The 22,662-nt window shown below is 46.2% G+C and carries 17 protein-coding genes; 2 read left to right on the plus strand and 15 right to left on the minus strand.

The window, feature by feature from the left end; translation table 11 throughout:
* Positions 1-2: 2 nt before the first annotated feature.
* Entirely contained in the window at positions 3-830 is an 828-nt protein-coding gene (locus PNUC_RS06415; protein ID WP_011903061.1) for a sterol desaturase family protein, read from the minus strand.
* Between the two features lie 29 nt (positions 831-859).
* A complete protein-coding gene (locus PNUC_RS06420; protein ID WP_011903062.1) occupies positions 860-3,214 on the minus strand; it encodes a Tex family protein in 2,355 nt (784 codons plus the stop codon).
* 56 nt (positions 3,215-3,270) lie between these two features.
* On the opposite strand from PNUC_RS06420, the gene PNUC_RS06425 reads away from it, so the two are divergent.
* Complete coding sequence (locus tag PNUC_RS06425; RefSeq protein WP_011903063.1) at positions 3,271-4,452, plus strand: MFS transporter; 1,182 nt, start codon at positions 3,271-3,273, stop codon at positions 4,450-4,452.
* Between the two features lie 59 nt (positions 4,453-4,511).
* On the opposite strand, the gene typA is transcribed toward PNUC_RS06425, so the two are convergent.
* From typA to scpB, 8 genes are all read right to left on the minus strand, one after another.
* Positions 4,512-6,329, minus strand: coding sequence for a translational GTPase TypA (gene typA / locus PNUC_RS06430; protein ID WP_011903064.1), 1,818 nt, complete (start codon positions 6,327-6,329; stop codon positions 4,512-4,514).
* A 66-nt stretch (positions 6,330-6,395) separates the two neighbouring features.
* Positions 6,396-7,304: a tRNA pseudouridine(55) synthase TruB gene (truB, locus tag PNUC_RS06435; protein ID WP_011903065.1), complete on the minus strand. Its 909-nt coding sequence runs from the start codon at positions 7,302-7,304 to the stop codon at positions 6,396-6,398.
* Positions 7,305-7,307: 3 nt separating this feature from the next.
* On the minus strand, positions 7,308-7,676 hold the full coding sequence (rbfA, locus tag PNUC_RS06440) for a 30S ribosome-binding factor RbfA (RefSeq protein ID WP_011903066.1): 369 nt from the start codon (positions 7,674-7,676) through the stop codon (positions 7,308-7,310).
* 20 nt (positions 7,677-7,696) lie between these two features.
* Positions 7,697-10,459 carry a translation initiation factor IF-2 gene (infB, locus tag PNUC_RS06445; RefSeq protein WP_011903067.1) on the minus strand — a complete coding sequence of 921 codons (2,763 nt, stop codon included), beginning with the start codon at positions 10,457-10,459 and terminating at the stop codon, positions 7,697-7,699.
* 13 nt (positions 10,460-10,472) lie between these two features.
* The gene (nusA, locus tag PNUC_RS06450; protein ID WP_011903068.1) at positions 10,473-11,954 is read right to left on the minus strand and encodes a transcription termination factor NusA; all 1,482 of its coding nucleotides are present in this window, start codon (positions 11,952-11,954) and stop codon (positions 10,473-10,475) included.
* On the minus strand, positions 11,951-12,442 hold the full coding sequence (gene rimP, locus PNUC_RS06455) for a ribosome maturation factor RimP (RefSeq protein ID WP_011903069.1): 492 nt from the start codon (positions 12,440-12,442) through the stop codon (positions 11,951-11,953). The genes nusA and rimP overlap by 4 nt, the downstream gene beginning before the upstream one ends.
* A gap of 172 nt (positions 12,443-12,614) precedes the next feature.
* Positions 12,615-14,378, minus strand: a complete 1,764-nt coding sequence (locus tag PNUC_RS06460) for a pseudouridine synthase (protein ID WP_011903070.1) — start codon at positions 14,376-14,378, stop codon at positions 12,615-12,617.
* Between the two features lie 6 nt (positions 14,379-14,384).
* On the minus strand, positions 14,385-15,149 hold the full coding sequence (gene scpB / locus PNUC_RS06465; RefSeq protein ID WP_011903071.1) for an SMC-Scp complex subunit ScpB: 765 nt from the start codon (positions 15,147-15,149) through the stop codon (positions 14,385-14,387).
* 151 nt (positions 15,150-15,300) lie between these two features.
* On the opposite strand from scpB, the gene PNUC_RS06470 reads away from it, so the two are divergent.
* On the plus strand, positions 15,301-16,206 hold the full coding sequence (locus PNUC_RS06470) for a patatin-like phospholipase family protein (protein WP_011903072.1): 906 nt from the start codon (positions 15,301-15,303) through the stop codon (positions 16,204-16,206).
* Positions 16,207-16,254: 48 nt separating this feature from the next.
* Here the strand turns inward: PNUC_RS06470 and PNUC_RS06475 are convergent, their stop codons facing one another.
* From PNUC_RS06475 to PNUC_RS06495, 5 genes are all read right to left on the minus strand, one after another.
* The gene (locus PNUC_RS06475) at positions 16,255-16,899 is read right to left on the minus strand and encodes a C40 family peptidase (protein WP_011903073.1); all 645 of its coding nucleotides are present in this window, start codon (positions 16,897-16,899) and stop codon (positions 16,255-16,257) included.
* 136 nt (positions 16,900-17,035) lie between these two features.
* Positions 17,036-18,673 (minus strand): ABC transporter ATP-binding protein, encoded by a 1,638-nt coding sequence (locus PNUC_RS06480; protein WP_011903074.1) that lies wholly within the window; start codon positions 18,671-18,673, stop codon positions 17,036-17,038.
* Positions 18,670-19,695, minus strand: coding sequence for an ABC transporter permease (locus tag PNUC_RS06485; RefSeq protein ID WP_011903075.1), 1,026 nt, complete (start codon positions 19,693-19,695; stop codon positions 18,670-18,672). The genes PNUC_RS06480 and PNUC_RS06485 overlap by 4 nt, the downstream gene beginning before the upstream one ends.
* A complete protein-coding gene (locus tag PNUC_RS06490) occupies positions 19,692-20,756 on the minus strand; it encodes a microcin C ABC transporter permease YejB (RefSeq protein WP_011903076.1) in 1,065 nt (354 codons plus the stop codon). Before PNUC_RS06490 ends, PNUC_RS06485 begins: the two co-directional genes overlap by 4 nt.
* Positions 20,757-20,767: 11 nt before the next feature.
* Positions 20,768-22,636: an extracellular solute-binding protein gene (locus PNUC_RS06495; RefSeq protein WP_011903077.1), complete on the minus strand. Its 1,869-nt coding sequence runs from the start codon at positions 22,634-22,636 to the stop codon at positions 20,768-20,770.
* Positions 22,637-22,662 lie beyond the last annotated feature (26 nt).

Consider the following 22,662-nt stretch of genomic DNA (forward strand, 5'->3'; position numbering starts at 1 on the left):
TCTTATTGGGGTGGAGAGAAGATCAGCTTTAACTTCTCACGCAGTGTCGGCTTTTGAATGACTCCTCTTATCAAGTCCTTCCAAACCTTAAAGACTACATTCACAGGATTCTTTGAGTAGTTCGGATGTGTCAGTCCATAGACAATTTCTGTATTGGGATCTTCAGCTATATAGGTTCCAAACATTCTGTCAAATATAACCAGAACTCCACCATAATTCTTATCGAGATACATGGGGTTACTTGCATGGTGCACACGGTGAGCCGACGGGGTATTAATAATGCCCTCTAAAAATCCTAAACTTGGAATCAACTTGGTATGCAGCCAAAACTGATACATTAAATTGAGAGAAAGTGCCGTAAATACCGCTACAGGTGAGAACCCAATTAAGACTAGGGGAAAGAAAAATATCCAAGTAAAAGACAGAAATGGCAACCAACCTAAGCGATAGGCAGCAGAAAGCGTCATTTCATTGGGAGAATGATGAGTGCTATGCGTAGCCCACATTAAAAAGACTTCATGTGAAGCCCGGTGATACCAGTAGTAACAAAATTCTAGGCCTATAAATAACGCAGGGTATGTCCACCACTCATCGGGCACAGTAAACAATCGGTACTGCCAAATAAAACTAGCCATCAGCCCTTGAATCAATAAACGATTAATGATCCCTGTTATTTGATGTCCAAGGCCAACCCCTAGTGAAGTCGCACTCTCAATCCATGGGTAAGATTTCTTATAACGCCATTTATAAATCAGCGATTCAAGAATGATTGCCAATGCAACCACCGGCAAGAAAATGAGGAGCTGCTTATTGTTAAGAAATTGTTCCATTTGCGTATCTTAATTCAGGTATCAAAGTCTTACTTTTTGAGCTTGGCTAAGGCCATCGTCATGGCATTATTCATCGGCGCTGACTGTTGGCGTCTATCTTCTTGAGGCTTTCTGACTTCCGCCCCCTTGGGTCGATTTGGGGCTCGCTGTTCAGGTTTAAATCCCGCTTTTGGCGCTTCATCTGAAAGACGCATTGTCAAGGCTATCCTTTTGCGCTTTTCATCTACCTCAAGAACTTTTACCTTCACTACCTGGCCCGCTTTGACAACGGTATGTGGATCCTTCACAAACGTATTAGATAAGGCGGAAATATGTACCAAGCCATCTTGATGAACACCAATATCCACGAAAGCACCAAAAGCGGCCACGTTAGTCACTACACCTTCGAGGATCATGTCCGCTTTGAGATCGCTTATTTTCTCGACACCCTCTTTAAAGGTAGCAGTGGTAAATTCTGGTCGTGGGTCTCTACCCGGCTTTTCTAATTCCTTGAGGATGTCAGTCACTGTAGGTAAACCAAATTGACCGTCAGCATATTTTTCTGGTGAAAGTGACTTAAGTAAACTGGCATCGCCAATGACTTCTTTCACGCCTTTTTTAATATCTTTGAGAATTTTTTCCACCAAGGGATAAGACTCTGGATGTACTGCAGAAGCATCTAATGGATCATTACCATTCATGATGCGCAAAAAGCCAGCGGCCTGTTCAAAAGTTTTATCACCTAAGCGTGGAACACTTTTCAGATCAGATCTGGATTTGAATGCACCCTTACTATCGCGATAGGCAACAATACCTTCAGCTACCGTGCTGGAAAGTCCTGAAACCCTAGATAACAATGGCGCTGAGGCGGTATTAACATCGACACCAACCGCGTTGACGCAATCCTCCACGACTGCGACTAAGGATTTTGCCAATTGCGTTTGCATGACATCATGCTGATATTGGCCAACACCAATCGACTTGGGATCAATCTTTACTAACTCAGCTAGAGGATCTTGTAAACGGCGTGCAATTGACACCGCGCCACGCAAAGAAACATCCATTCCTGGAAGCTCCTTAGATGCATATTCAGAAGCTGAATAGACAGAAGCGCCCGCTTCTGAAACCACTATCTTGGTTAAACCAAGTTCTGGCTTTGCTTTAATCAAATCTTGCGCTAATTTATCTGTCTCACGCGAGGCGGTACCATTGCCAATAGAAATTAATGTAGCATGATGTTTCTCAGCAAGCTTGGCTAAGGTTAGAAGTGAGCCAGTCCAATCATTTTTGGGTTGATGTGGGTAAATGACATCGGTATCCACTACTTTTCCAGTCGCATCTACTACTGCCACCTTGACACCAGTTCGCATACCAGGATCTAAACCAATAGTCACCCGTGGACCAGCTGGCGCAGCCAAGAGAAGATCTTTGAGATTGCGCGCAAACACATGAATTGCCTCGGCTTCAGAGCGCTCCCTGAGGGCGGTCATGAGTTCAGTCTCTAGGTGGAGTGAGCATTTAATACGCCATGTCCAGCGTACTGTATCTGCAAGCCATTGGTCGGCAGGACGGCCATCATTTTTAATCTTGAAATGCGTAGCAATACGCATTTCACAAGGATTGTGTGGGGAATCCCATTTAGGCTTTTCTTCTTCGCTATCCAAACGCAAAGATACCATCAACATCTGTTCGCGGCGCCCTCTAAATAAAGCTAGGGCACGATGCGAAGGAATTGCCTTGATAGATTCAGAATAATCAAAGTAATCCGAAAACTTCTCACCCTCTTGTTCTTTACCAGCAATCACCTTGGACTCAACTACGCCATGATCTTGCAAATAAGTTCTTAATGATTGAACTAGAGCAGCATCCTCAGCAAAGCGCTCCATCAAGATTTGTCGCGCACCCTCTAGTGCAGTTTTGGTATCAGGCACACCAGGGTTCTCGGTCTCCTCAATCTTAAAAGCTTCCTTAAGATATTTGGCAGCCTCTGCTTCTGGATTTAGATTTGGGTTAGCCAATAGATCATTTGCCAAGGGCTCTAGGCCAGCCTCCAAAGCAATTTGAGCCTTGGTTCTGCGTTTTGGCTTATACGGTAGATACAAATCCTCTAAGCGTGTTTTATCTTCAGCCAACATAATGGCTTTAAGCAACTCAGGAGTCATCTTGCCCTGCTCTTCGATTGAAGTAACAATAGTTTTGCGGCGGTCCTCTAACTCACGCAGATAAGTTAGACGCTCCTCTAATAATCTCAACTGCACATCATCAAGCCCCCCAGTTGCCTCTTTACGATAACGGGCAATAAAGGGTACCGTTGCACCCTCATCCAATAAAGCAACTGCAGCAGCCACTTGGTTGGGTTTAGCAGAAAGTTCTAGGGCAAGACGTTGTTCAATCGATGGGAGCATAAATACTTCTAAAGTGGTTGTAAGCGCATTTAAAAGATAGAGAATAAACTATCCCGATGAATCCAATCCCACCAGCAGACCCTCAAAATTCGATGCCAAGATGGATGGTATTTTTGTTCGCTTGCGCCTGCGGCCTAATGGTTGCCAACCTCTATTACGCCCAACCCCTTATTAGCCTCATTGCCCTCGAAGTTGGCCTGGATGGGTCAGCTGCCAGCCTCATTGTTACCCTGACTCAACTAGGCTATTGCACAGGGCTAATGCTCCTAGTCCCGCTTGGAGATCTTCTCGAAAATCGTAAATTAGTCGTTCTTACAATCTGTGGCGCAATCATTGCCTTATTGATGGCCACGTTGTCTCAAACAGCAACCTGGTTTTTAATTTCTGCATGCCTTATTGGAATTGGCTCTGTGGCGGTTCAAATGCTCTTACCGATTGCCGCCAATATGACTCCGGAGAAAAAAAGGGGGAGCACTATCGGCAGCATTATGAGCGGCTTATTGCTCGGCATTATGTTGGCTAGGCCTATAGCAAGCCTAGTGGCTGACTCATTTGGCTGGCGAACCGTTTTTGGTGCTTCGGCCATACTATTAATAGTATTTGCAATCATCTTGTGGATTTTATTACCTATTCGCAAGCCCCAATCTAAGGTTAGTTACTTTTCACTAATTGGTTCACTTTGGATGCTCTTAAGGGATACACCCATCTTACGACGTCGCGCACTTTATCAAGCCAGTCTATTTGCCTCCTTCACCCTATTTTGGACAATCACCCCAATATTACTTTCAGCCCCACCATTCAACCTCACCCAACAGGGAATCGCGTTCTTTGCATTTGCTGGTGCAGTTGGAGTGTTGGCAGCACCTATTGCAGGAAGATTAGCTGATCGCGGACACACCAAGATCACCACCCTATTTTCTTTGGCAATAGGGTCTGGCGCCTTTCTCTTAGCTTTACTAGCGGGCAACTCTGGGTCACTAGCACTACTAGTTGTATCAGCAATATTGCTAGATTTAGGAGTGCAAAGCAATGTCGTTTTAGGTCAGCGCACTATTTACCTGTTGGGCGCAGAAGTAAGAAGTCGTTTAAATGCGCTCTATATGGCCATCTTCTTTGCGGGTGGTGCAATTGGGTCTGGTATTGCCAGCGTCGCCTACATATATGGTGGATGGAGTCTGGTAGCTTGGCTTGGATTTGCATTTCCAGCGCTAGGCTTGATCTTTTTCCTTACCGAATAAATAAGCCACCCTAGGGTGGCTTATTTATGACGCTAGAGTAAAGATACTCAAACTAACTCTTACTCGCGGGAAGCCTTCTTACGATCATGCTCCTTGAGGTGGCGCTTACGAATCCGTACGCTTTTTGGCGTGACTTCAACCAATTCATCATCGCTAATGAATTCAACTGCATACTCCAAAGTCAAATCAATTGGTGTTACCAAGCGAACTGCTTCGTCAGTACCTGAAGAACGTACGTTAGTTAATTGCTTACCCTTAATCGGATTCACAACTAAGTCGTTGTCACGACTATGAATACCAATCACCATGCCTTCGTAAACAGGATCACCATGTTTTACGAACATACGACCACGATCTTGCAACTTCCAAATAGCGTAAGCAACTGCCTCGCCATCATCTTGACTGATCAATACGCCGTTATGACGCTCACCCAAGATGCCATCTTTTGCAGGCGCATAAGAATCAAATGTATGACTCATTAAACCGTTACCCCGAGTCATAGTCATGAAATCGCCTTGGAAGCCAATCAGGCCACGTGCAGGAATACGGTACTCAAGACGGGTACGACCTTTGCCGTCACTCACCATGTCTTGTAATTCACCCTTACGCTTACCTAAGTCCTCCATTACGGAACCTTGAGTAGCATCTTCGACGTCAACCGTTAAGTTCTCATACGGCTCCATCTTGACACCATTCTCTTCGTGGAATACTACGCGTGGACGGGAAACCGCCATCTCATAGCCTTCACGACGCATCGTTTCAACCAAAATCGTCAAATGCAACTCACCACGACCAGAAACTTCGAATACGGTATCGTCATCAGTCTCGCGAACGCGCAAAGCCATATTGGCCTTCAATTCACGATCAAGACGTTCACGAATCTGGCGGCTAGTCACAAACTTGCCTTCACGACCAGCCAATGGGCTCGTATTTACCATAAAGTTCATGGTCAAAGTAGGCTCATCAATCTTCAGCATTGGCAATGGATCAGGTTTATCCACTGCACAAACAGTAGTACCAATCGCTAACTCTTCAATACCATTAATCAATGCGATATCGCCAGCAACTGCCTCATCAACGATTTCACGCTCAAGACCTTTAAATTTCAATACTTGGTTAATACGGCCTTTAAATGGCACACCATCAGGGCCATTCATACATACTACTTCCATGCCTGACTTGACTCGGCCACGACTAATACGGCCAACACCAATCTTACCAACATAGCTGTTGTAATCGATTGAGGAAATCTGAAATTGCAAAGGACCATCTGGATCATCATCACGGACAGGTACATGCTCTAAAACAGCATCGAATAATGGACGCATATCACCTTCGCGAACATCTTCCGTCAAGCCAGCATAGCCGTTCAAACCTGAAGCGTAGATGATCGGGAAGTCTAACTGCTCTTCCGTAGCTCCCAACTTGTCAAACAATTCAAAAGTGGCATTAATTACGTAATCACAACGTGCGCCTGGACGGTCTACCTTGTTGATTACAACAATTGGCTTCAAACCAAGAGCCAGTGCTTTCTTGGTTACAAAACGAGTTTGTGGCATTGGGCCTTCAACTGCATCAACCAAGAGCAAAACACCGTCAACCATAGAGAGCACACGCTCTACTTCGCCACCGAAGTCGGCGTGTCCCGGTGTGTCTACGATATTGATATGTGTGCCGTCGTATTCGACTGCACAGTTCTTGGACAAAATAGTAATACCACGTTCTTTTTCCAAGTCATTTGAGTCCATGACACGTTCGGTCATTTTTTCATTCGAGCGGAATGTGCCTGATTGGCGCAAGAGTTGGTCAACCAATGTTGTTTTACCGTGGTCAACGTGGGCGATGATAGCGATGTTACGAAGTGCGCGTTTAGTCATGTGAAGCTTCTAAAGTTAAAGATAAGTAAAAGGGTTTATAAAGAATTCAGTTAATAAAGCTTGTTGCTAAGCCTGAGAAATCAAGCGCTTGGGATGTAATACTCCCGAGCGCCAATCCGCAGTACCAATAAAGTTATGGGGTGCAGCAGTAGCGCGATAAATACGCACTAAAGCTTCAATGGAGGGAAGGTTTAACGGTACCCGCTGACCCATTTCCAAACGTTTTGCCTGTTGCTCATCAACTGTTAGATGAGGCAAGGTCTGCAATAAAGCATCTACCGGCAAGATATAACTAGAACTATCTTTTCCGCCATTTTGAATCGATTCAATTGTGAAAGATTGATCCAAGGTTAAATGCCCTACTTCAGTTCGGCGTAAGCCCACTAAATGTGCGCCACAACCTAAAGCATTACCAAGATCTTCAGCCAAAACACGAATATAAGTACCCTTACTACAGCTTACTTCTAATGTAGCCTCTGGCCATTGAACATTCGTCCAACGAATTTTATGGATGGTGATATCACGTGGCGCACGCTCTAACTCCACACCAGCACGTGCGTACTCATATAAAGGTTTGCCATCTCGCTTTAAAGCGGAATACATTGGGGGCACTTGAGAGATTAGGCCAGTAAACTTTGGCAATAAGGATTCCAATAATTTCAGCAATGCCGCATCATTTTCAAATGCGGGTAATGGAAGCTCTTCAATTATGAGACCCTCTGCATCACCTGTATCAGTACGCGAGCCGAATTTCACTTGAGCAATATAAGTCTTATCGGCTTCTAATAAGTCCTGAGAATACTTAGTAGCCTCACCCAAGCAAATGGGCAGCAAGCCAGTCGCCATAGGATCTAAAGTACCTGTATGACCAGCCTTGTCAGCATTGAAGGCGCGTTTGACTGCAGTAACCGCACCTTGGGAACTCATTCCGGCGGGTTTATCCAGCAACACTACGCCATCGATACGCGTAGACATTGGTTATTTGCTCTCGTCTTGTTGATCGCTCTCTACAGCCTGATCGATCAATCGAGACATTTCAATGCCATGCTCTACTGAGCTGTCATAGTGAAAATGCAATGTTGGCACAGTATGAATATGCAAACGCTTGAATAACAATGAATGCAAATAACCTGCTTTTTCTTGCAAAGCTTTTAATGCATGCTCAGGCTCAGCACCTAAAACCGTAAAAAATACTTTGGCATGGGCTAAGTCTGGAGAAAGCTCAATACTTTGCAGGGTAATTAAACCCAAGCTTGTGCTACGCAATTCACGTGGAATCAGTTCGGCCAGGTCTCGCTGAATTTGATCGGCGAGACGCTGGTTGCGATGAGGGCTAGTTTTATGCATATTTCGGCAGTCGACTTTGCTTAGAGTGAACGGGCGACTTCAGTCACTTCAAACACTTCAAGTTGGTCACCTTCTTTAATATCGTTATAGCCTTTTAATGACAGGCCGCACTCAACACCGGCGCGAACTTCTTTAGCATCATCTTTAAAGCGCTTGAGAGAGTCGAGTTCGCCAGTCCAGATAACAACATTGTCACGCAAGAGTCGAACGCTTGATGTACGTTTAACGATACCGTCAACGACCAAGCAACCGGCAATTGCGCCGACTTTAGATACTAAGAAGACTTGACGGATCTCAACGAGACCAGTGATTTCTTCTTTCTTATCTGGAGTCAACATGCCGCTCAAGGCTAACTTCACTTCATCAACTGCGTCATAAATAATGTTGTGATAACGGATGTCAACGCCATTGTTCTCGGCCAACTTACGTGCTGCTGCATCTGCACGAGAGTTAAAGCCAAAAATGACCGCTTTAGAAGCTACAGCCAAGTTCACGTCGGTTTCAGTAATGCCACCAACACCTGCGTGAACAATTTGAACCTTCACTTCTGGTGTAGAGAGTTTCATTAATGATTGCGCCAAAGCCTCTTGAGAACCTTGTACGTCAGCCTTAATAATCACAGGCAACAATTTAGCTTCAACAGCGCCCTCTTCCATGTTTTCCATCATGGTTTCAAGCTTGAATGCTTGCTGTTTAGCCAACTTCACATCACGGAACTTACCTTGACGGAAGAGTGCGATCTCACGAGCCTTGCGCTCGTCAGGAACCACCTGAACTGACTCACCGGCAGCCGGAACATCACCCAAACCTTGAATCTCTACCGGAATAGATGGGCCTGCTTCGTTACATGGCTTGCCATTTTCATCCAACATGGCGCGTACACGACCATAGGTTGAACCCGCTAGCAACATATCGCCGCGCTTGAGCGTGCCTGACTGAACCAATATGGTTGCAACAGGACCCTTACCCTTATCTAAACGGGCTTCGATCACCAAACCTTGTGCAGGCGCATCTTTAGCCGCTTTCAGCTCCAAAATTTCCGCCTGCAACAATACGTTTTCTAACAAAGCATCAATGCCTTCGCCAGTTTTTGCAGATACGGGAATGAATGGCACATCGCCACCGTATTCTTCAGGAACGACTTGCTCAGCGACTAATTCTGTTTTCACGCGCTCAGAGTTGGCTTCAGGCTTATCAATCTTATTGATTGCCACAACAATAGGTACGCCACCAGCTAATGCATGATGAATCGCCTCTTTAGTTTGCGGCATCACACCATCATCGGCTGCAACTACTAAGATCACAATATCGGTTGCCTTCGCACCACGAGCACGCATTGCCGTAAAGGCTTCGTGACCTGGAGTATCCAGGAAGGTAATCATGCCGCGAGGTGTTTCCACATGGTAAGCGCCGATGTGCTGAGTAATACCGCCAGCTTCGCCTGTAGCAACTTTAGCTGCGCGAATTTTGTCGAGCAGCGAAGTTTTACCGTGGTCAACGTGACCCATGACAGTAACTACAGGAGGACGTGGCAATAACTCTGCATCATGACCATCAGTACCCAGATCTAAATCAGGATCATCTAACTTAGCAGCGTGGGCTGTATGGCCCATCTCTTCTACGATGATCATCGCTGTATCTTGATCGAGCACTTGGTTGATGGTAACCATCTGACCCATGCCCATCAATAACTTAATTACTTCCGCACTCTTCACTGCCATTGCATGAGCTAACTCAGCAACAGTAATGGTTTCTGGAACATGAACATCACGAACCACCGGTTCAGTTGGGACTTGGAAATTAGTATCGACATTGGCCTCAGCAATTTGACGTTGCTTCTTGCGACCACCGCCTGAGCGCCAACCACCAACACCGCCAGAAGAATCACCGCGAGTCTTCAGACCACCAGGTTTCTTGGCGCCTTCTTCTTGCCAGGTTGATGAAGTTTCAGCAGACTTGATAGTCTTGCCGCCAACTTTAGCGACAGCCTTTTTCTTATCATCAGCACCTTCAGGTTTTGCTGGCTTATGCAATGTGCCTTTTTTCGCTTCTTCAGCAGCAATTTCACTTGGCGCTTTTAGAACACGGGCAGGTGCACTCATCATGTCGCGAATTGCCAAAGCTTCCGCTTCTGCAGCTGCACGACGTACACGAATATCGGCCAACTCTTTTTCTTTAGTAGCAGCTAAATCTTTAGCAGCCTTATCAGCAGTTGCTTTTTTCTCAGCTGCAGTAGCGGCTGCGTCAGGAGCATTGTCAACAGGCTTTTCTTCCTTCTCAACAACTGGAGCAGCCACTTCTTTTTGACGCGCTTCTTCAGCCGCTTTCATTTCCGCTTCTTGACGAGCCAATAACTCGGCTTGACGAGTTGCTTCAGCTGCACGCTTTTCTAATTCCTCAGCAGAGAGAATAGATTTCACTGGCTCTGTAGGTGCAATTACTTTTGCCGGCGCCTCTTCTACTTCTAGAGCCGCTGCCTCATCACTACGCTTCACAAGCACGCGTTTTTTACGCACTTCTACCTGCACGGTTCGTGTACGACCAGCAGAATCTGCCTGACGAATTTCAGAATTCTCACGCTTAATTAAGGTGATCTTCTTACGTGCGCCAGTCTCAGCGCTGCCATGTTCTTTTTGCAAATGCTCGAGCAGAACAGTTTTGTCCTTTTCGGTAATGCTATCGTCCTCAGAACCTTTTTCGATACCGGCCGCCTTCAACTGCTCTAAGAGGTCTGGCGCGGTACGTTTTAATTCTTTAGCGAGTACTTTTACTGTTGTTGCCATGCACTACTTCCTCTCATGAAGTAAACCAATGTTCGCGCGCTTTCATGATGAGCGTTTTCGCAGTTTCTTCGTCAATTTGTGTCGCCTCAACCAGCTCATCAACAGCTAGTTCAGCAAGGTCGTCACGGGTATGTACTTGATTGTCAGCAAGCTTGGCAATCAATTCTGTAGTCATTCCGTCTAAGGAACGTAAGTCTTGTGACACTTCGCCAATACGCTCTTCTTTTGCCAACTCCATCGTCAACAAAGAATCACGTGCGCGTGTACGCAACTCATTCACAGTATCTTCATCGAATGAATCAATCTCTAACATTTCAGACAATGGTACGTAGGCCACTTCTTCTAACGTATTAAAGCCTTCTTCAATCAAAATATCAGCCACTTCTTGGTCAACGTCCAATTTGTCCATAAACAATTGACGTACAGAAGATGCTTCTTTTTCAGTTTTCTCAGCAGACTCTTCAGGAGTCATGATGTTGATTTGCCAACCCGTCAAATCGCTCGCCAAACGAACGTTCTGTCCGCTACGGCCAATCGCAATAGCCAAATTCTCTTCATCAACAACCACATCCATCGCATGACGCTCTTCGTCAACAACGATTGAAGATACTTGAGCTGGAGCCAAAGCACCAATCACGAATTGCGCTGGATCTTCAGACCACAACACAATGTCCACTGCCTCACCAGCAACTTCATTGCGTACTGCAGTCACACGAGTGCCGCGTACACCAACGCAAGTACCGATTGGGTCGATGCGCTTGTCATAAGTAATAACAGCAATCTTGGCACGGATACCAGGGTCACGAGCTGCGCCCTTAATCTCTAGTAAGCCCTGCTCCATCTCTGGAACTTCGTTTTCAAACAACTTGATCAAGAAGTCTGGGCAAGTACGAGAGAGTTCGATTTGTGGGCCACGTGCTTCGCGATCCACTTTAAGGATGTATGCGCGTACACGGTCACCGGAACGTAAATTTTCTTTAGGGATCATTTGATCGCGACGAAGCAATGCTTCAACACGACCTGATTCAATAATCAAACCATTTTTGTCAGCACGCTTGACAGTACCAGTCATGACTTTTTCGCCACGCTCAAGGTAGTCGTTCAAAATCTGTTCACGTTCAGCATCACGAATACGTTGCAAGATCACTTGCTTAGCAGCTTGCGCGCCAATGCGTCCAAAAGCTAAAGATTCGATTTGCTCCTCGATGTAGTCACCAACCTCAATATCTGACAGTTGTTCTTTTGCCTCGAATTGCAAAATCTCTTTATCAGGCTCTTGAAGACCTGCCTCATCCGGAACAACCAACCAACGTCGGAAGGTTTCGTATTCACCAGACTCACGGTCAATGGAAACACGAATATCTACATCTTCAGTTGCATAACGCTTCTTAGTGGCCGATGCTAGCGCCATTTCGAGCGCCTCGAACACAATAGCTTGATCAACGTTCTTTTCACGCGCTAGGGCGTCTGCCAACATGAGAACTTCTCGGCTCATGACTTTCTTCCTTTGAAATCAATAACAGGGACCAACCGAGTCTTATCGACCTCGGCTAAAGAAAACTCCAATTGAGACTCGGCGCCATCGGCGCCCTCAAACAACAAACCAAACTTTGCATCTGGTGAATTCAACTCACCACTCAACAAACCTTGCAATACACCACGAAAATTTTTGCGGTTACCTGCAGCAACACGCAACTTCAAATCCACTTCCATTCCAGTGAAGCGTTCAAAATCGGCCGCAGACTTCACTGGGCGATCTAAACCAGGAGAGGAAATCTCTAAGCGCTCGTAAGGAATATTTTCAACTGGCAAGGCGTAGCTCAACTGATGACTCACCTTCTCGCAATCGAGAACAGAAATCAAGCGCTCGTAATCCGGGTTTTCAATTGTGACGCGCAGTAAACCGCCGGCTTCACGCTCAATCTCAACTAGCGTGTAACCTAAGTTTTCCAGCTCGGCAGCGATGATTTGCTGATCTCTCACAACTTCCCCTCATACCAAAATGGCAAAAAAAAATGGGCTTCAAAGCCCATATTCTCGAAATTCAGAACAGGCCGACTTACGTTGATCGCAACATCAGTCGGTAACAACACTTGCAACACATACATGCTGCAAGACCAAAATTATAGCCGATTTTAGAGAAATCTGTTAGAAATCAGAAGCTTTCGCCAGGATTACGGGGCTTTCTAGGGCCTTTATTGAAGGGTTTTCTCCCTTTGGGGGCGCTTCGTTTAGGGCCATTACCCGGTGTTTGAGGGTTTCCAGTCACAAAAGCAGACTGGCCATGATGCACCTTTTTGGCCTTATTGCGATTTTGACCTTGGCCACCCTGACCGCCTTGGCCAGCACCTTGTCCTGGCCTGCCACCCTGAGTACGGCCCCGGAAAGGACCGCGCCCTTCGCTAGCAGCACCGCCGCCACCTGGTTTACCGCCCCTGCTTTGATGCGTGAGACCGTTATGGCCGCTAGCAAGGGTTAAGGCGTCACGCGAACCCCAGTAAGAAACTGAGGTTTGCATTGGATCCGGCTGGAAATCCTCACCTGCGGGGCGACGATCACGATTATTTGGATTGGGGCTACGACCCTTGTCTGACGGTTGTGGCATTTTTAGGCCTGCAGACTTCATCAAGTTGTAAATGCCGCCAGCCTCAATCTCTTCCCATTTGCCACGACGTAAACGTGGAGGCAATAAGAAAATGCCATAACGAGTTCGGATTAAACGAGATACTGTATGACCAACGGCTTCAAACATACGACGCACTTCGCGATTACGGCCTTCGCTTAATGCAACGTGGTACCAGCGGTTAGCGCCCTCACCACCACCCATGGCTAGACGCAGGAATTTAGCCTGGCCATCATCGAGCGTAATACCGCTCTTTAATAGTGCTGTGTTTTCTTGACTCAAGTCACCCAGAATGCGCACAGCGTATTCACGCTCAACACCATATCGCGGATGCATCAAACGATTGGCCAACTCACCAGAGGTGGTGAACAGCAACAAACCTTCGGTATTAAAGTCCAAGCGACCTACTGCGATCCAACGGCCTTGACGTGGCTTTGGCAAACGATCAAATACAGTTGGACGACCTTCTGGATCTGATTGGCTGACGATTTCGCCAGCAGGCTTGTGATACATAATCACGCGCGGCGGCTTAGTCTGAATCTTGCGATGTACTGGCTTGCCATTAATACGCACTTGATCTGTTGGTCCAATGCGTTGGCCAATATGCGCTGGCAATCCGTTGACTGATACGCGTCCTTGAATAATCAAGTCTTCCATATCGCGACGTGATCCCATGCCTACATCCGCTAAAACCTTATGTAACTTAACAGTATCTTCATCGTCAGCATCATCATCCAAACCATCGAGGTCTGACCATACTTCATCACGCAAACTCAGCGGAAGATCATCGACGTTTGCAAATTGCAAGCTACTCATCTCGTCATCACTTGGCATATCAGCATCTTCATCGTGACGCACGCGTTGCGCACGACGCTCAGCACCAGTCTGATGAGAGATTTCATTCTCATTCACACCATCAAGATTCTTTACTTCCTCAACCTCAGGAGCATCTAAAGCGGCATCGAATTCACCGGACACCACTGAAGCAAATAAGGCTTCACTCTCAGCCGGGTTGGGGACTAATTTGGAGGATTGGTTATTGCCCTGGTTATGACCGCCTTCGCGTGGACCATTACCTTCACCGCCCTCACGACGTGGCCGATCCTTGTTAAAGGGGCGCTTTTTATTGAACGGGTGTTTACTGCCTCCCGCGCCTTGGCGACGGGGGCGACGTTCGCCACGCTCTCCACCTTCGGTCTTGGCACCATCAGAATTTGATGGTGTTGTGTCCGCGTGGGATGGGGTTGCCGATGGATTTACTACCGGGGATGAATCGTTTTCGTTGGAGCTTGTCATTAATTATTATTTTGTTTCGTCTGAATGGTCTTCAGACTCAGGGGTAACTTCTTCAGTAACTTCGATGATGATTTCTTCTATTTCTTCTATTACCACTTCTTCAGAGATCACTTCTAATACAGCTTCTTCTACTTCACTAATTTCTTGAGCATCCGCATCAATGATGACGGTTTCTACGGTTGCTGACGGATCAAATTCCATCACTGCTTGACCTAATTGCTCTGCTGCAGCCATTGGTGCTGCGTCTTCCAAGATCGGCAGGCTTTGTAAATTCGTCAGACTTAAATCATCTAAGAATTGTTTGGTAGTGGCATACAAACCAGGTCGACCAATGGTTTCTTTGTGTCCAATGACTTCTACCCAACCACGATCTTCTAACTGCTTCATCACGTTGCTACTCACAGCCACACCACGAATTTCTTCGATCTCACCCCGGGTAACCGGTTGACGATAAGCAATAATTGCTAAGGTCTCCATCACGGCACGTGAGTACTTTGGAGGCTTCTCAGGAGTAAGGCGATCTAGATATTCACGCATCGAGAGTCGACTCTGAAAACGCCAGCCTGTCGCAATATGTACAAGCTCCATTCCCCTGTCATCCCAGGTACGCTGAATCTCAACCAAGGCCTCATCGATATCAGCTGTAGTGATGTCCTCAATGAATAAGCGTGACAAGTCAGCAACTGTAAGTGGCTCCTGCGCGCAGAGGAGGGCTGCTTCAATAACGCGCTTGTTGTGATCGTCCATAAGAGTCTGGCTATCAGGATTCATCCTGAATAGGCTTTAAAAATGTATTTCAGTAATGGGTTGGGTGTTTTCTAGCTACTACGGACAATCCATCTCATCAAGCTGTCCGCGCTGAAACGAAGTCCTTTTCGCTCACCGTTTGCCCATTATAAGGTAGGCTCAATACAATAGCCACATGCACAAAATTTCATCAAAATCTCCTCGCCCATCCATACAGCGCCGTAATTTAATAGGCTTAGGCATGGGTCTAGGTGCTTTAGTAGGTGCCGGCGGATTAAGTTCTTGCAGCCTCATGGGAAGCAAAAAACCCGTAATAGGCCTAGTCTTGGGTGCAGGAGCGGCCCGTGGCTTTGCCCATATCGGCGTTATCAAGGCTCTTGAAGCTCAAGGCATTCGCCCCGATATCGTTGTGGGTAGTAGCGCCGGAAGCGTGATTGCCGCCCTTCTCGCTTCAGGCCTCAATGGAAATGACATGAACCGTCTTGCCCTCAATCTCGACGAAGCGACGATAGCGGACTGGGGACTCCCTTTTGCAGGTCGCTTTGGGGGACTCATTAAAGGCGATGCCCTACAAAATATGGTCAATCGTGAAGTGCAAAATAAAACGATTGAACAAATGCGCATTCCGCTAGGAGTTGTTGCCACTGAATTGCAGTCGGGCAAAGGCGTTCTCTTTCGCACTGGCAATACCGGTTTAGCGGTACGCGCTTCGTGCAGCGTACCCGGCGTATTTCAACCAGCAGTCATCAATGGCAAAGAATATGTTGACGGTGGATTAGTGGCACCAGTGCCAGTGAGTTACGCAAGACAGATGGGTGCCACCCTAGTGATTGCAGTCAACATTTCCTCTGAACCAGTTCATCAAGATGCCAGTGGAACCTTTGGTGTATTACAGCAAACGATTTCCATCATGCAGCGAAGCATCAACCAATATGAATTAAAGAGTGCTGATATTGTGATTCAGCCGCAGCTGAGGCAGATGAGTAGCGGGGAATTCAAGTCCAGAAATGCAGCGATTCTTGCTGGTGAAGTAGCCACTCAGGAACAAATGGCTTTAATTAAGGAAAAACTGAGGGGCTAACGATCTTAAGGCTAAGAGGCTTGATGGTGCTCACCACAAGCGCGATTCCTAGAGACTAGGAGATTGACGTTTTAGATTGTTGACTTCGTTTAACAAATCTTGACGTTCAGAGTCATTGAGATTGTCGCTGCCGTCTAATCGACGCGCACCATCAAAACGTTTATCCCAATACAAGCTGCCTAAGTCATCAACGCGCACATTAGTACCCTTTGATGGCGAGTGAATAAATTTATTGTCGCCAACATAGATACCCACATGTGAAAAAGTTAAGCGCATGGTATTAAAAAATACAAGATCACCAGGCTGCAACTCATCACGAGTAATAGGCTTTCCAACACGGCTCATCTGGGTTGCTTTACGTGGCAACAAGAAACCCAATTTATCTTTAAAGACATAGCCAACGAAACTGCTGCCATCCAAACCAGACTGTGGCAATTCAGCATCCCAGCGATAACGCACACCAATCACTACCATGGCGCGATTTATTAATTCTTCTGATTTTCCGGAAACGGTATCAGCCAAACGATCGGAAACTCGGGCAATGTAAGCGCGCCCTGCCTGGAACATGCTTTCTTTAGGAACAACCGTCTCGGCAGCTGCATCCGCAGCATCAGAAGCGAAGGCGGGCATGGAAACAACTAGGCCCAGGAATAAACCTAGCGCAGGTGTAAGTAGTGCTTTTTTTAATGACATCGTCTCAGTTTAACAAAGAACCCCTAATTAACCAAGTCTTGACTATAGCCTTAAGTCATTGTTTATAAAGCTATTTTTGCATTATCTCGGTGCTAATGCACCAAATTAGACCATTTAGCGCAAGTTTGAGCTTTATTTATGTCAGTTCTGCCGCAGCAAATAACTCCTTCGTATAAGTCTGGCGTGGATGCTTGATGAGGGTTTCGGTATCCCCAAACTCCACCACCTTTCCCTCCTTGAGCACCATGACCTCATGGGACATCGCCCGAATAACCGCTAAGTCATGACTAATCATGAGGTAGGCGAGGTTGTATTTTTTTTGCAATTCAGATAACAAAGCCAGCACTTGTTTTTGAATCGAGACATCCAATGCTGAGGTGGGTTCATCTAACACCAATATTTGAGGACGTAAGATTAATGCACGTGCAATTGCAATGCGTTGGCGTTGGCCACCAGAAAATTCATGGGGATAGCGTGTTAAAGCAGATCGATCTAAACCAACCTCCTTGAGCATATCCACCACCCGTGATTCACGCTCAACCAAACTTAACTTTGGAAAATGGGCGTCCAATCCCTCCGAGATGATTTGCATGACATTCATGCGAGGCGATAAAGATCCAAATGGATCTTGGAAAATCACCTGCAAGCTAGAGCGCATTGCACGACGCTGCGCCGGTTTTAATGTTTGCCAATCTTGACCGAGCACGTCAACACTGCCACTGACCTCTGCAGATGAATCGCCCAATAAACCTAGCACCGCCATGCCTAAAGTAGTCTTACCCGAACCCGACTCTCCAATGACGCCAATGGTTTGACCCTGCTTAAGCGTAAAGCTCACCTTTTTTAGGACCTTGTGGGCTGGTGTCTTTTTGAACCAAGAGCTTGATTCAGAGCTTGGATAAGCCACCGAAAGCGCCTCTGTTTGCAATAGTACTGGCGCCAAAGGAATGACGGGCGCCAAATCACGTACTGGCTCGCTATTAACTAAGGCACGAGTGTAGACATCAGTAGGATGCTCAAATACTTGTTTAGTGGTGCCAGCCTCCATCAAGTTACCTTGATTAAGTACGGCTACCCGCTGGGCAAAATGTTTTACCAAATTGAGGTCATGGGTAATTAATAAAATTCCCATGCCGCCATGCTCTTTAGATTCTTCTTGCAACTCTTTGAGCAAATCCAGAATTTGCAAACGCAAACTCACATCTAAGGCCGTTGTAGGCTCGTCGGCAATCAAAAGGCGTGGCTTACAAGCCAAAGCCATTGCAATCATAGCGCGTTGACGTTGACCCCCCGATAGTTGGTGCGGGTAGGAATAAAAACGGCGCTCAGGCTCTGGAATGCCGGTCTTTTTCAAAAGATCAATCGCCGCATCAGTGCAGTCAGACTTTGAAATCAGTGGCTGATAAATTTGCACTGCTTCAATAATTTGATTGCCAATAGTAAACAAGGGGTTTAATGCTGTCATCGGCTCTTGAAACACCATAGCGATTTCACGTCCACGGATTTCCCGTATATCTTGAATAGGCAGCGAGAGAAGATCGACTTCCCCCTTGCCATCTTTTTGATTCCACAGAATTTTTCCAGAAACCTTTGCACCTTCTGGCTCAAGTCTTAAGGGTGCCAGCGCAGTCAGCGTCTTGCCGGAACCTGATTCACCTACCAAAGCTACCCGCTCACCAATGCCAACCTCCAAATTGAGATGGTTCACAGCAAATTTTTCTCGCCGTCCGGATCCAAAAGAAATACACAAGTCTTCGTAACGCAGCAAACTCATGAGCGCCCTCCACTCATTAAGCCCGCCTTACGAGAGTCATAGGCATCACGTAAGGCCTCACCCATAAAGGTCAACAATAACAATGTTGTTACTAAGACAACAAACGTAGAAAGAGAAATCCACCATGCCTCTAGATTGCCTTTGCCCTGAGAAAGCAGCTCACCGAGACTGGGCGTACCAGGCGGAACACCCAAGCCCAAGAAGTCTAAGCTGGTTAAAGACAGAATTGCCGCGCTCATGCGAAACGGCAAAAAGGTAATGACTGGGGTCAGACTGTTTGGCAGAATATGACGCCACATAATTTGCAAATTGGTTAGACCAAGAGCGCGAGCTGCTCTGACATACTCTAACGAGCGATTACGGAAAAATTCAGCGCGTACATAATCTGATAAGCCCATCCAACCAAAAGCAGCCAACAAAATGATCAGCAATGAAACGCTTGGATTAAAAATGGATGCGAAAATAATTAATAGATATAACTCTGGCATTGCTGACCAGATCTCAATCAGTCTTTGGGAAATTAAGTCGAATTTACCGCCAAAGAACCCCATTAGTGATCCTGTAATAATCCCCACACTCACCCCCACAATGGTGAGCGCTAAGCCAAACAGAATCGATAAACGAAAGCCATAAATTAAACGCGATAGCACATCGCGACCGCGATCATCAGTTCCTAACCAGTTTTGCCATGAGGGTGGCGCAGGATTGGGTACCTGTGAAAAGTAATTTAGCGTCTCATAGTTATAAGTAATTGGCGGATAGATAGCCCAATTTCCATGACTAGTAATATTGTTGCGAATATCGGGATCCAAGAAATCAGTTGGAGTAGCAAAGTCGCCACCAAAAACAGTCTCTGGTTGATTCTGGACAATAGGGAAGTAAAAATGACCGTCATAATGAACGACTAAAGGTTTGTCGTTAGCAATTAACTCTGCACAAAGTGATAGGCCAAATAGCACGACAAATAACCACAGACTGGCATAACCTCTGCGATTATGTTTAAAACGTTGCCAGCGACTCATGAGCCGCCCCCAGATCCAAACTGAATACGCGGGTCAACATAGACATAACAAAGATCAGAAATTAATTTAGTAAATAAACCAATTAAGGTAAATAAATACAAAGTTCCAAACACTACTGGGTAATCGCGTCGCATGACGGATTCATAAGAGAGCAAACCAAGTCCATCTAAAGAGAATAAGGTTTCGATTAGCAAGGAACCCGTAAAAAAAGCGCCAATAAAAGCAGCCGGAAAGCCGGTTACCAAAGGGAGCATGGCATTTCTGAAGACGTGCTTCCAAAGCACTTGTCTCTCAGCCAATCCTTTTGCCCTTGCTGTTAAAACGTATTGCTTACGAATCTCTTCTAAAAATGAGTTCTTGGTGAGCATGGTGACAACTGCAAAACTCCCCAGTACTGAAGCGGTAATAGGTAAAACCAGATGCCATAAATAGTCCATTACCTTGCCTATCAGACTAAGATCGCTCCAATTATCTGACGTGAGGCCCCGCAGGGGAAAGATTTGCAAAAAACTACCACCACCAAAAATCACCAGTAGCAAGACGCCGAGTACAAATCCTGGGATGGCATAACCGACTAAGATCATCGTGCTCGTGACAGAATCAAAACGAGAGCCATCTCTAACCGCCTTTGCAATACCCAGTGGAATAGACACCAAGTACGTAATAAAGAATGTCCACAAACCAATACTGATAGAAACAGGCAATTTAGAAACTACTAAGCGCCAGACGCTTTCGTGTTGATAGTAGCTCTGCCCTAAATCAAAGCGCGCGAAGCGACCCAACATCATGAAGTAACGCTCTAATGGTGGCTTATCAAAGCCATACAAGGCTTTCACCTCTTCGAGTCGCTGTGCATCCACTCCTTGGCGACCACGATATGTAGCACCGCCTCCAGAAGATTCTGAGCCTCCTACCGCGGCACTTCCCTTGCCCTTTAACTCGAGCACCATTTGCTCTACTGGTCCACCAGGCACAAATTGCACAACAGCAAAAGTCAAGGTCAATACACCCAAAAGCGTTGGGATCATCAGCAGCAAACGCTTAAAGATGTAGGTGCGCATTTGTCCTTGCATTATTTAGACTCTTCTTTCCACCAGTTTTGCATAATCCAAGCCTCTGCAGAGTAATACAAGGGAGGCTCGGGATAGCGCATTTCTTTTCTAAATGCGACCCGATGGGTTGGGTTGTACCATTGCGGCACAACGTAGTAACTATTCCACAAGACGCGATCCAAGGCTCGCGCTGCAGTGCGCAATTCATCCCGATTCTTTGCCTTAGTGATGGAATCCACCAAAGCATCTACCACGGGAGATTGAATGCCAATGACGTTATCGGAGCCTTTTTCTTTGGCTGCTTGGCTGCCGAATCGATCCCACAGTTCATTGCCCGGGTTTTGTGAATCCTGAAAACGCACAGTAGTCATATCAAAGTCATATTCATTCATGCGCTTTTGGTGCAAAGCAAAGTCACTCGTACGAATATCAACCTGTATTCCCAGCTTTTCGAGGTTGCGTACATAAGAAGAAATCACCCGCAAAAAGAATCCGCCGTCTTCCACAATCTCAAAACGAAATGGCTCACCCTTTTCATTGCGCAAAGCGCCATCGCGATATTGCCAGCCTGCATGCATTAGTAAATCTCTCGCTTGACGTAAGTTTTGGCGCAGACTATTAGGCGGCTTGGTAGATGGTGCAGCTGGCATGGGCCCGAAGACTCCATCCGGAACCCATTGTGGATATTGCGCTTTTAATGGCTTTAATAACTTCAGTTCAGCATCAGTTGGTTTATGAGGTCCATCAAAGTTAGCGCTGAGATCACTATTAGTAAAGTAACTATTGATACGGCTGTATTGATCAAAGAAGATCTGTCGATTCAGCCATTCAAAATCCAATGCATAACCCAATGCTTGTCGTACCCGGGGATCCTGAAATAAAGGCCTACGTACATTCATGGCAAAGCCCTGCATGCCAGCACCGTTGTGATTTAAAAATGCTTTTTTCAGTAAGGTGCCGTTTTCAAACTTGCTGCCTACATATCCTTTAGCCCAGATCTTGGCGCGATACTCCACCAAAGCATCGAACTCACCAGCTTTAAAGGCCTCAAGGCGAACTGCATCGTCGCTATACAACTTGTACAACACACGCTCAAAGTTGTAAAAACCGACACGCAGATTTAAAGGCTTCTCGAGTTGATTCACCCAATACTGAGGATTCTTTTTATAAACAATAGACTTACCAGCCTTAAAAGATTCAATCAAATAAGGACCGCTGCCGATTGGGGTTTCAAAGGCGAGCTTCTCAAATGGAATAATGGTGCCGTCCGGCTGCTTGCCCCAGTTACGAGAAAAGATTGGGAAGGTGCCTGCCAAGATAGGCAACTCAGTATTGTTATTTTTAAAATCAAAACGAATAGAACGATCAGAAAGTATGACTGCTTCTTTGATATCAGCAAAAGTCGTTTTGTAACGGGGGTGGGCTTTACCGCTCATCAAGGTATCAAAACTGTATTTCACATCAGCGGCTAAGACTGGACTTCCATCAGAAAATTTTGCTTCGTTGCGAATATGAAAAGTGACTGATTTATGATCATTAGCCACTTGAATATCATCAGCTACTAATCCATAAATACTAGAAACCTCATCCGCACTCCCCTCGGCTAAGGACTCAAACATCAACTCAATTCCAGGGGCAGTAATCCCACGCAAGGTGAACGGATTGAACTTATCAAAGCTATTTCTTTGGCCTGGATTAGGCAAAGTTAATGTTCCGCCTTTGGGGGCGTTGGGGTTTACGTAATCAAAATGGGTAAATCCCTCTGCATACTTGGGCTTACCGTACTGGGCGATTCCCTGAGCACCCTGGGCCAGATTACTCTCAAGCCCTACCAGTAAGGCTAATAGCAAGAATTGGGTAAATTGGTGAAAAGGGTTTGGGGTCGGCATATATGCAACAATTGTAGATAGCAAAT

Source organism: Polynucleobacter asymbioticus QLW-P1DMWA-1 (assembly GCF_000016345.1).
GTDB classification, from domain to species: domain Bacteria; phylum Pseudomonadota; class Gammaproteobacteria; order Burkholderiales; family Burkholderiaceae; genus Polynucleobacter; species Polynucleobacter asymbioticus.

What these genes read in the sequence shown, in the direction of transcription:
- PNUC_RS06415 (WP_011903061.1), bottom strand. Translation starts at nt 830, where the DNA reads ATGGAACAATTTCTTAACAATAAGCAGCTCCTCATTTTCTTGCCGGTG.
- nusA (WP_011903068.1), bottom strand. Translation starts at nt 11,954, where the DNA reads ATGAGCCGAGAAGTTCTCATGTTGGCAGACGCCCTAGCGCGTGAAAAG.
- truB (WP_011903065.1), bottom strand. Translation starts at nt 7,304, where the DNA reads ATGTCTACGCGTATCGATGGCGTAGTGTTGCTGGATAAACCCGCCGGA.
- PNUC_RS06490 (WP_011903076.1), bottom strand. Translation starts at nt 20,756, where the DNA reads ATGCGCACCTACATCTTTAAGCGTTTGCTGCTGATGATCCCAACGCTT.
- PNUC_RS06420 (WP_011903062.1), bottom strand. Translation starts at nt 3,214, where the DNA reads ATGCTCCCATCGATTGAACAACGTCTTGCCCTAGAACTTTCTGCTAAA.
- infB (WP_011903067.1), bottom strand. Translation starts at nt 10,459, where the DNA reads ATGGCAACAACAGTAAAAGTACTCGCTAAAGAATTAAAACGTACCGCG.
- PNUC_RS06425 (WP_011903063.1), top strand. Translation starts at nt 3,271, where the DNA reads ATGAATCCAATCCCACCAGCAGACCCTCAAAATTCGATGCCAAGATGG.
- typA (WP_011903064.1), bottom strand. Translation starts at nt 6,329, where the DNA reads ATGACTAAACGCGCACTTCGTAACATCGCTATCATCGCCCACGTTGAC.
- PNUC_RS06485 (WP_011903075.1), bottom strand. Translation starts at nt 19,695, where the DNA reads ATGAGTCGCTGGCAACGTTTTAAACATAATCGCAGAGGTTATGCCAGT.
- PNUC_RS06470 (WP_011903072.1), top strand. Translation starts at nt 15,301, where the DNA reads ATGCACAAAATTTCATCAAAATCTCCTCGCCCATCCATACAGCGCCGT.
- PNUC_RS06460 (WP_011903070.1), bottom strand. Translation starts at nt 14,378, where the DNA reads ATGACAAGCTCCAACGAAAACGATTCATCCCCGGTAGTAAATCCATCG.
- rbfA (WP_011903066.1), bottom strand. Translation starts at nt 7,676, where the DNA reads ATGCATAAAACTAGCCCTCATCGCAACCAGCGTCTCGCCGATCAAATT.
- scpB (WP_011903071.1), bottom strand. Translation starts at nt 15,149, where the DNA reads ATGAATCCTGATAGCCAGACTCTTATGGACGATCACAACAAGCGCGTT.
- PNUC_RS06495 (WP_011903077.1), bottom strand. Translation starts at nt 22,636, where the DNA reads ATGCCGACCCCAAACCCTTTTCACCAATTTACCCAATTCTTGCTATTA.
- PNUC_RS06480 (WP_011903074.1), bottom strand. Translation starts at nt 18,673, where the DNA reads ATGAGTTTGCTGCGTTACGAAGACTTGTGTATTTCTTTTGGATCCGGA.
- PNUC_RS06475 (WP_011903073.1), bottom strand. Translation starts at nt 16,899, where the DNA reads ATGTCATTAAAAAAAGCACTACTTACACCTGCGCTAGGTTTATTCCTG.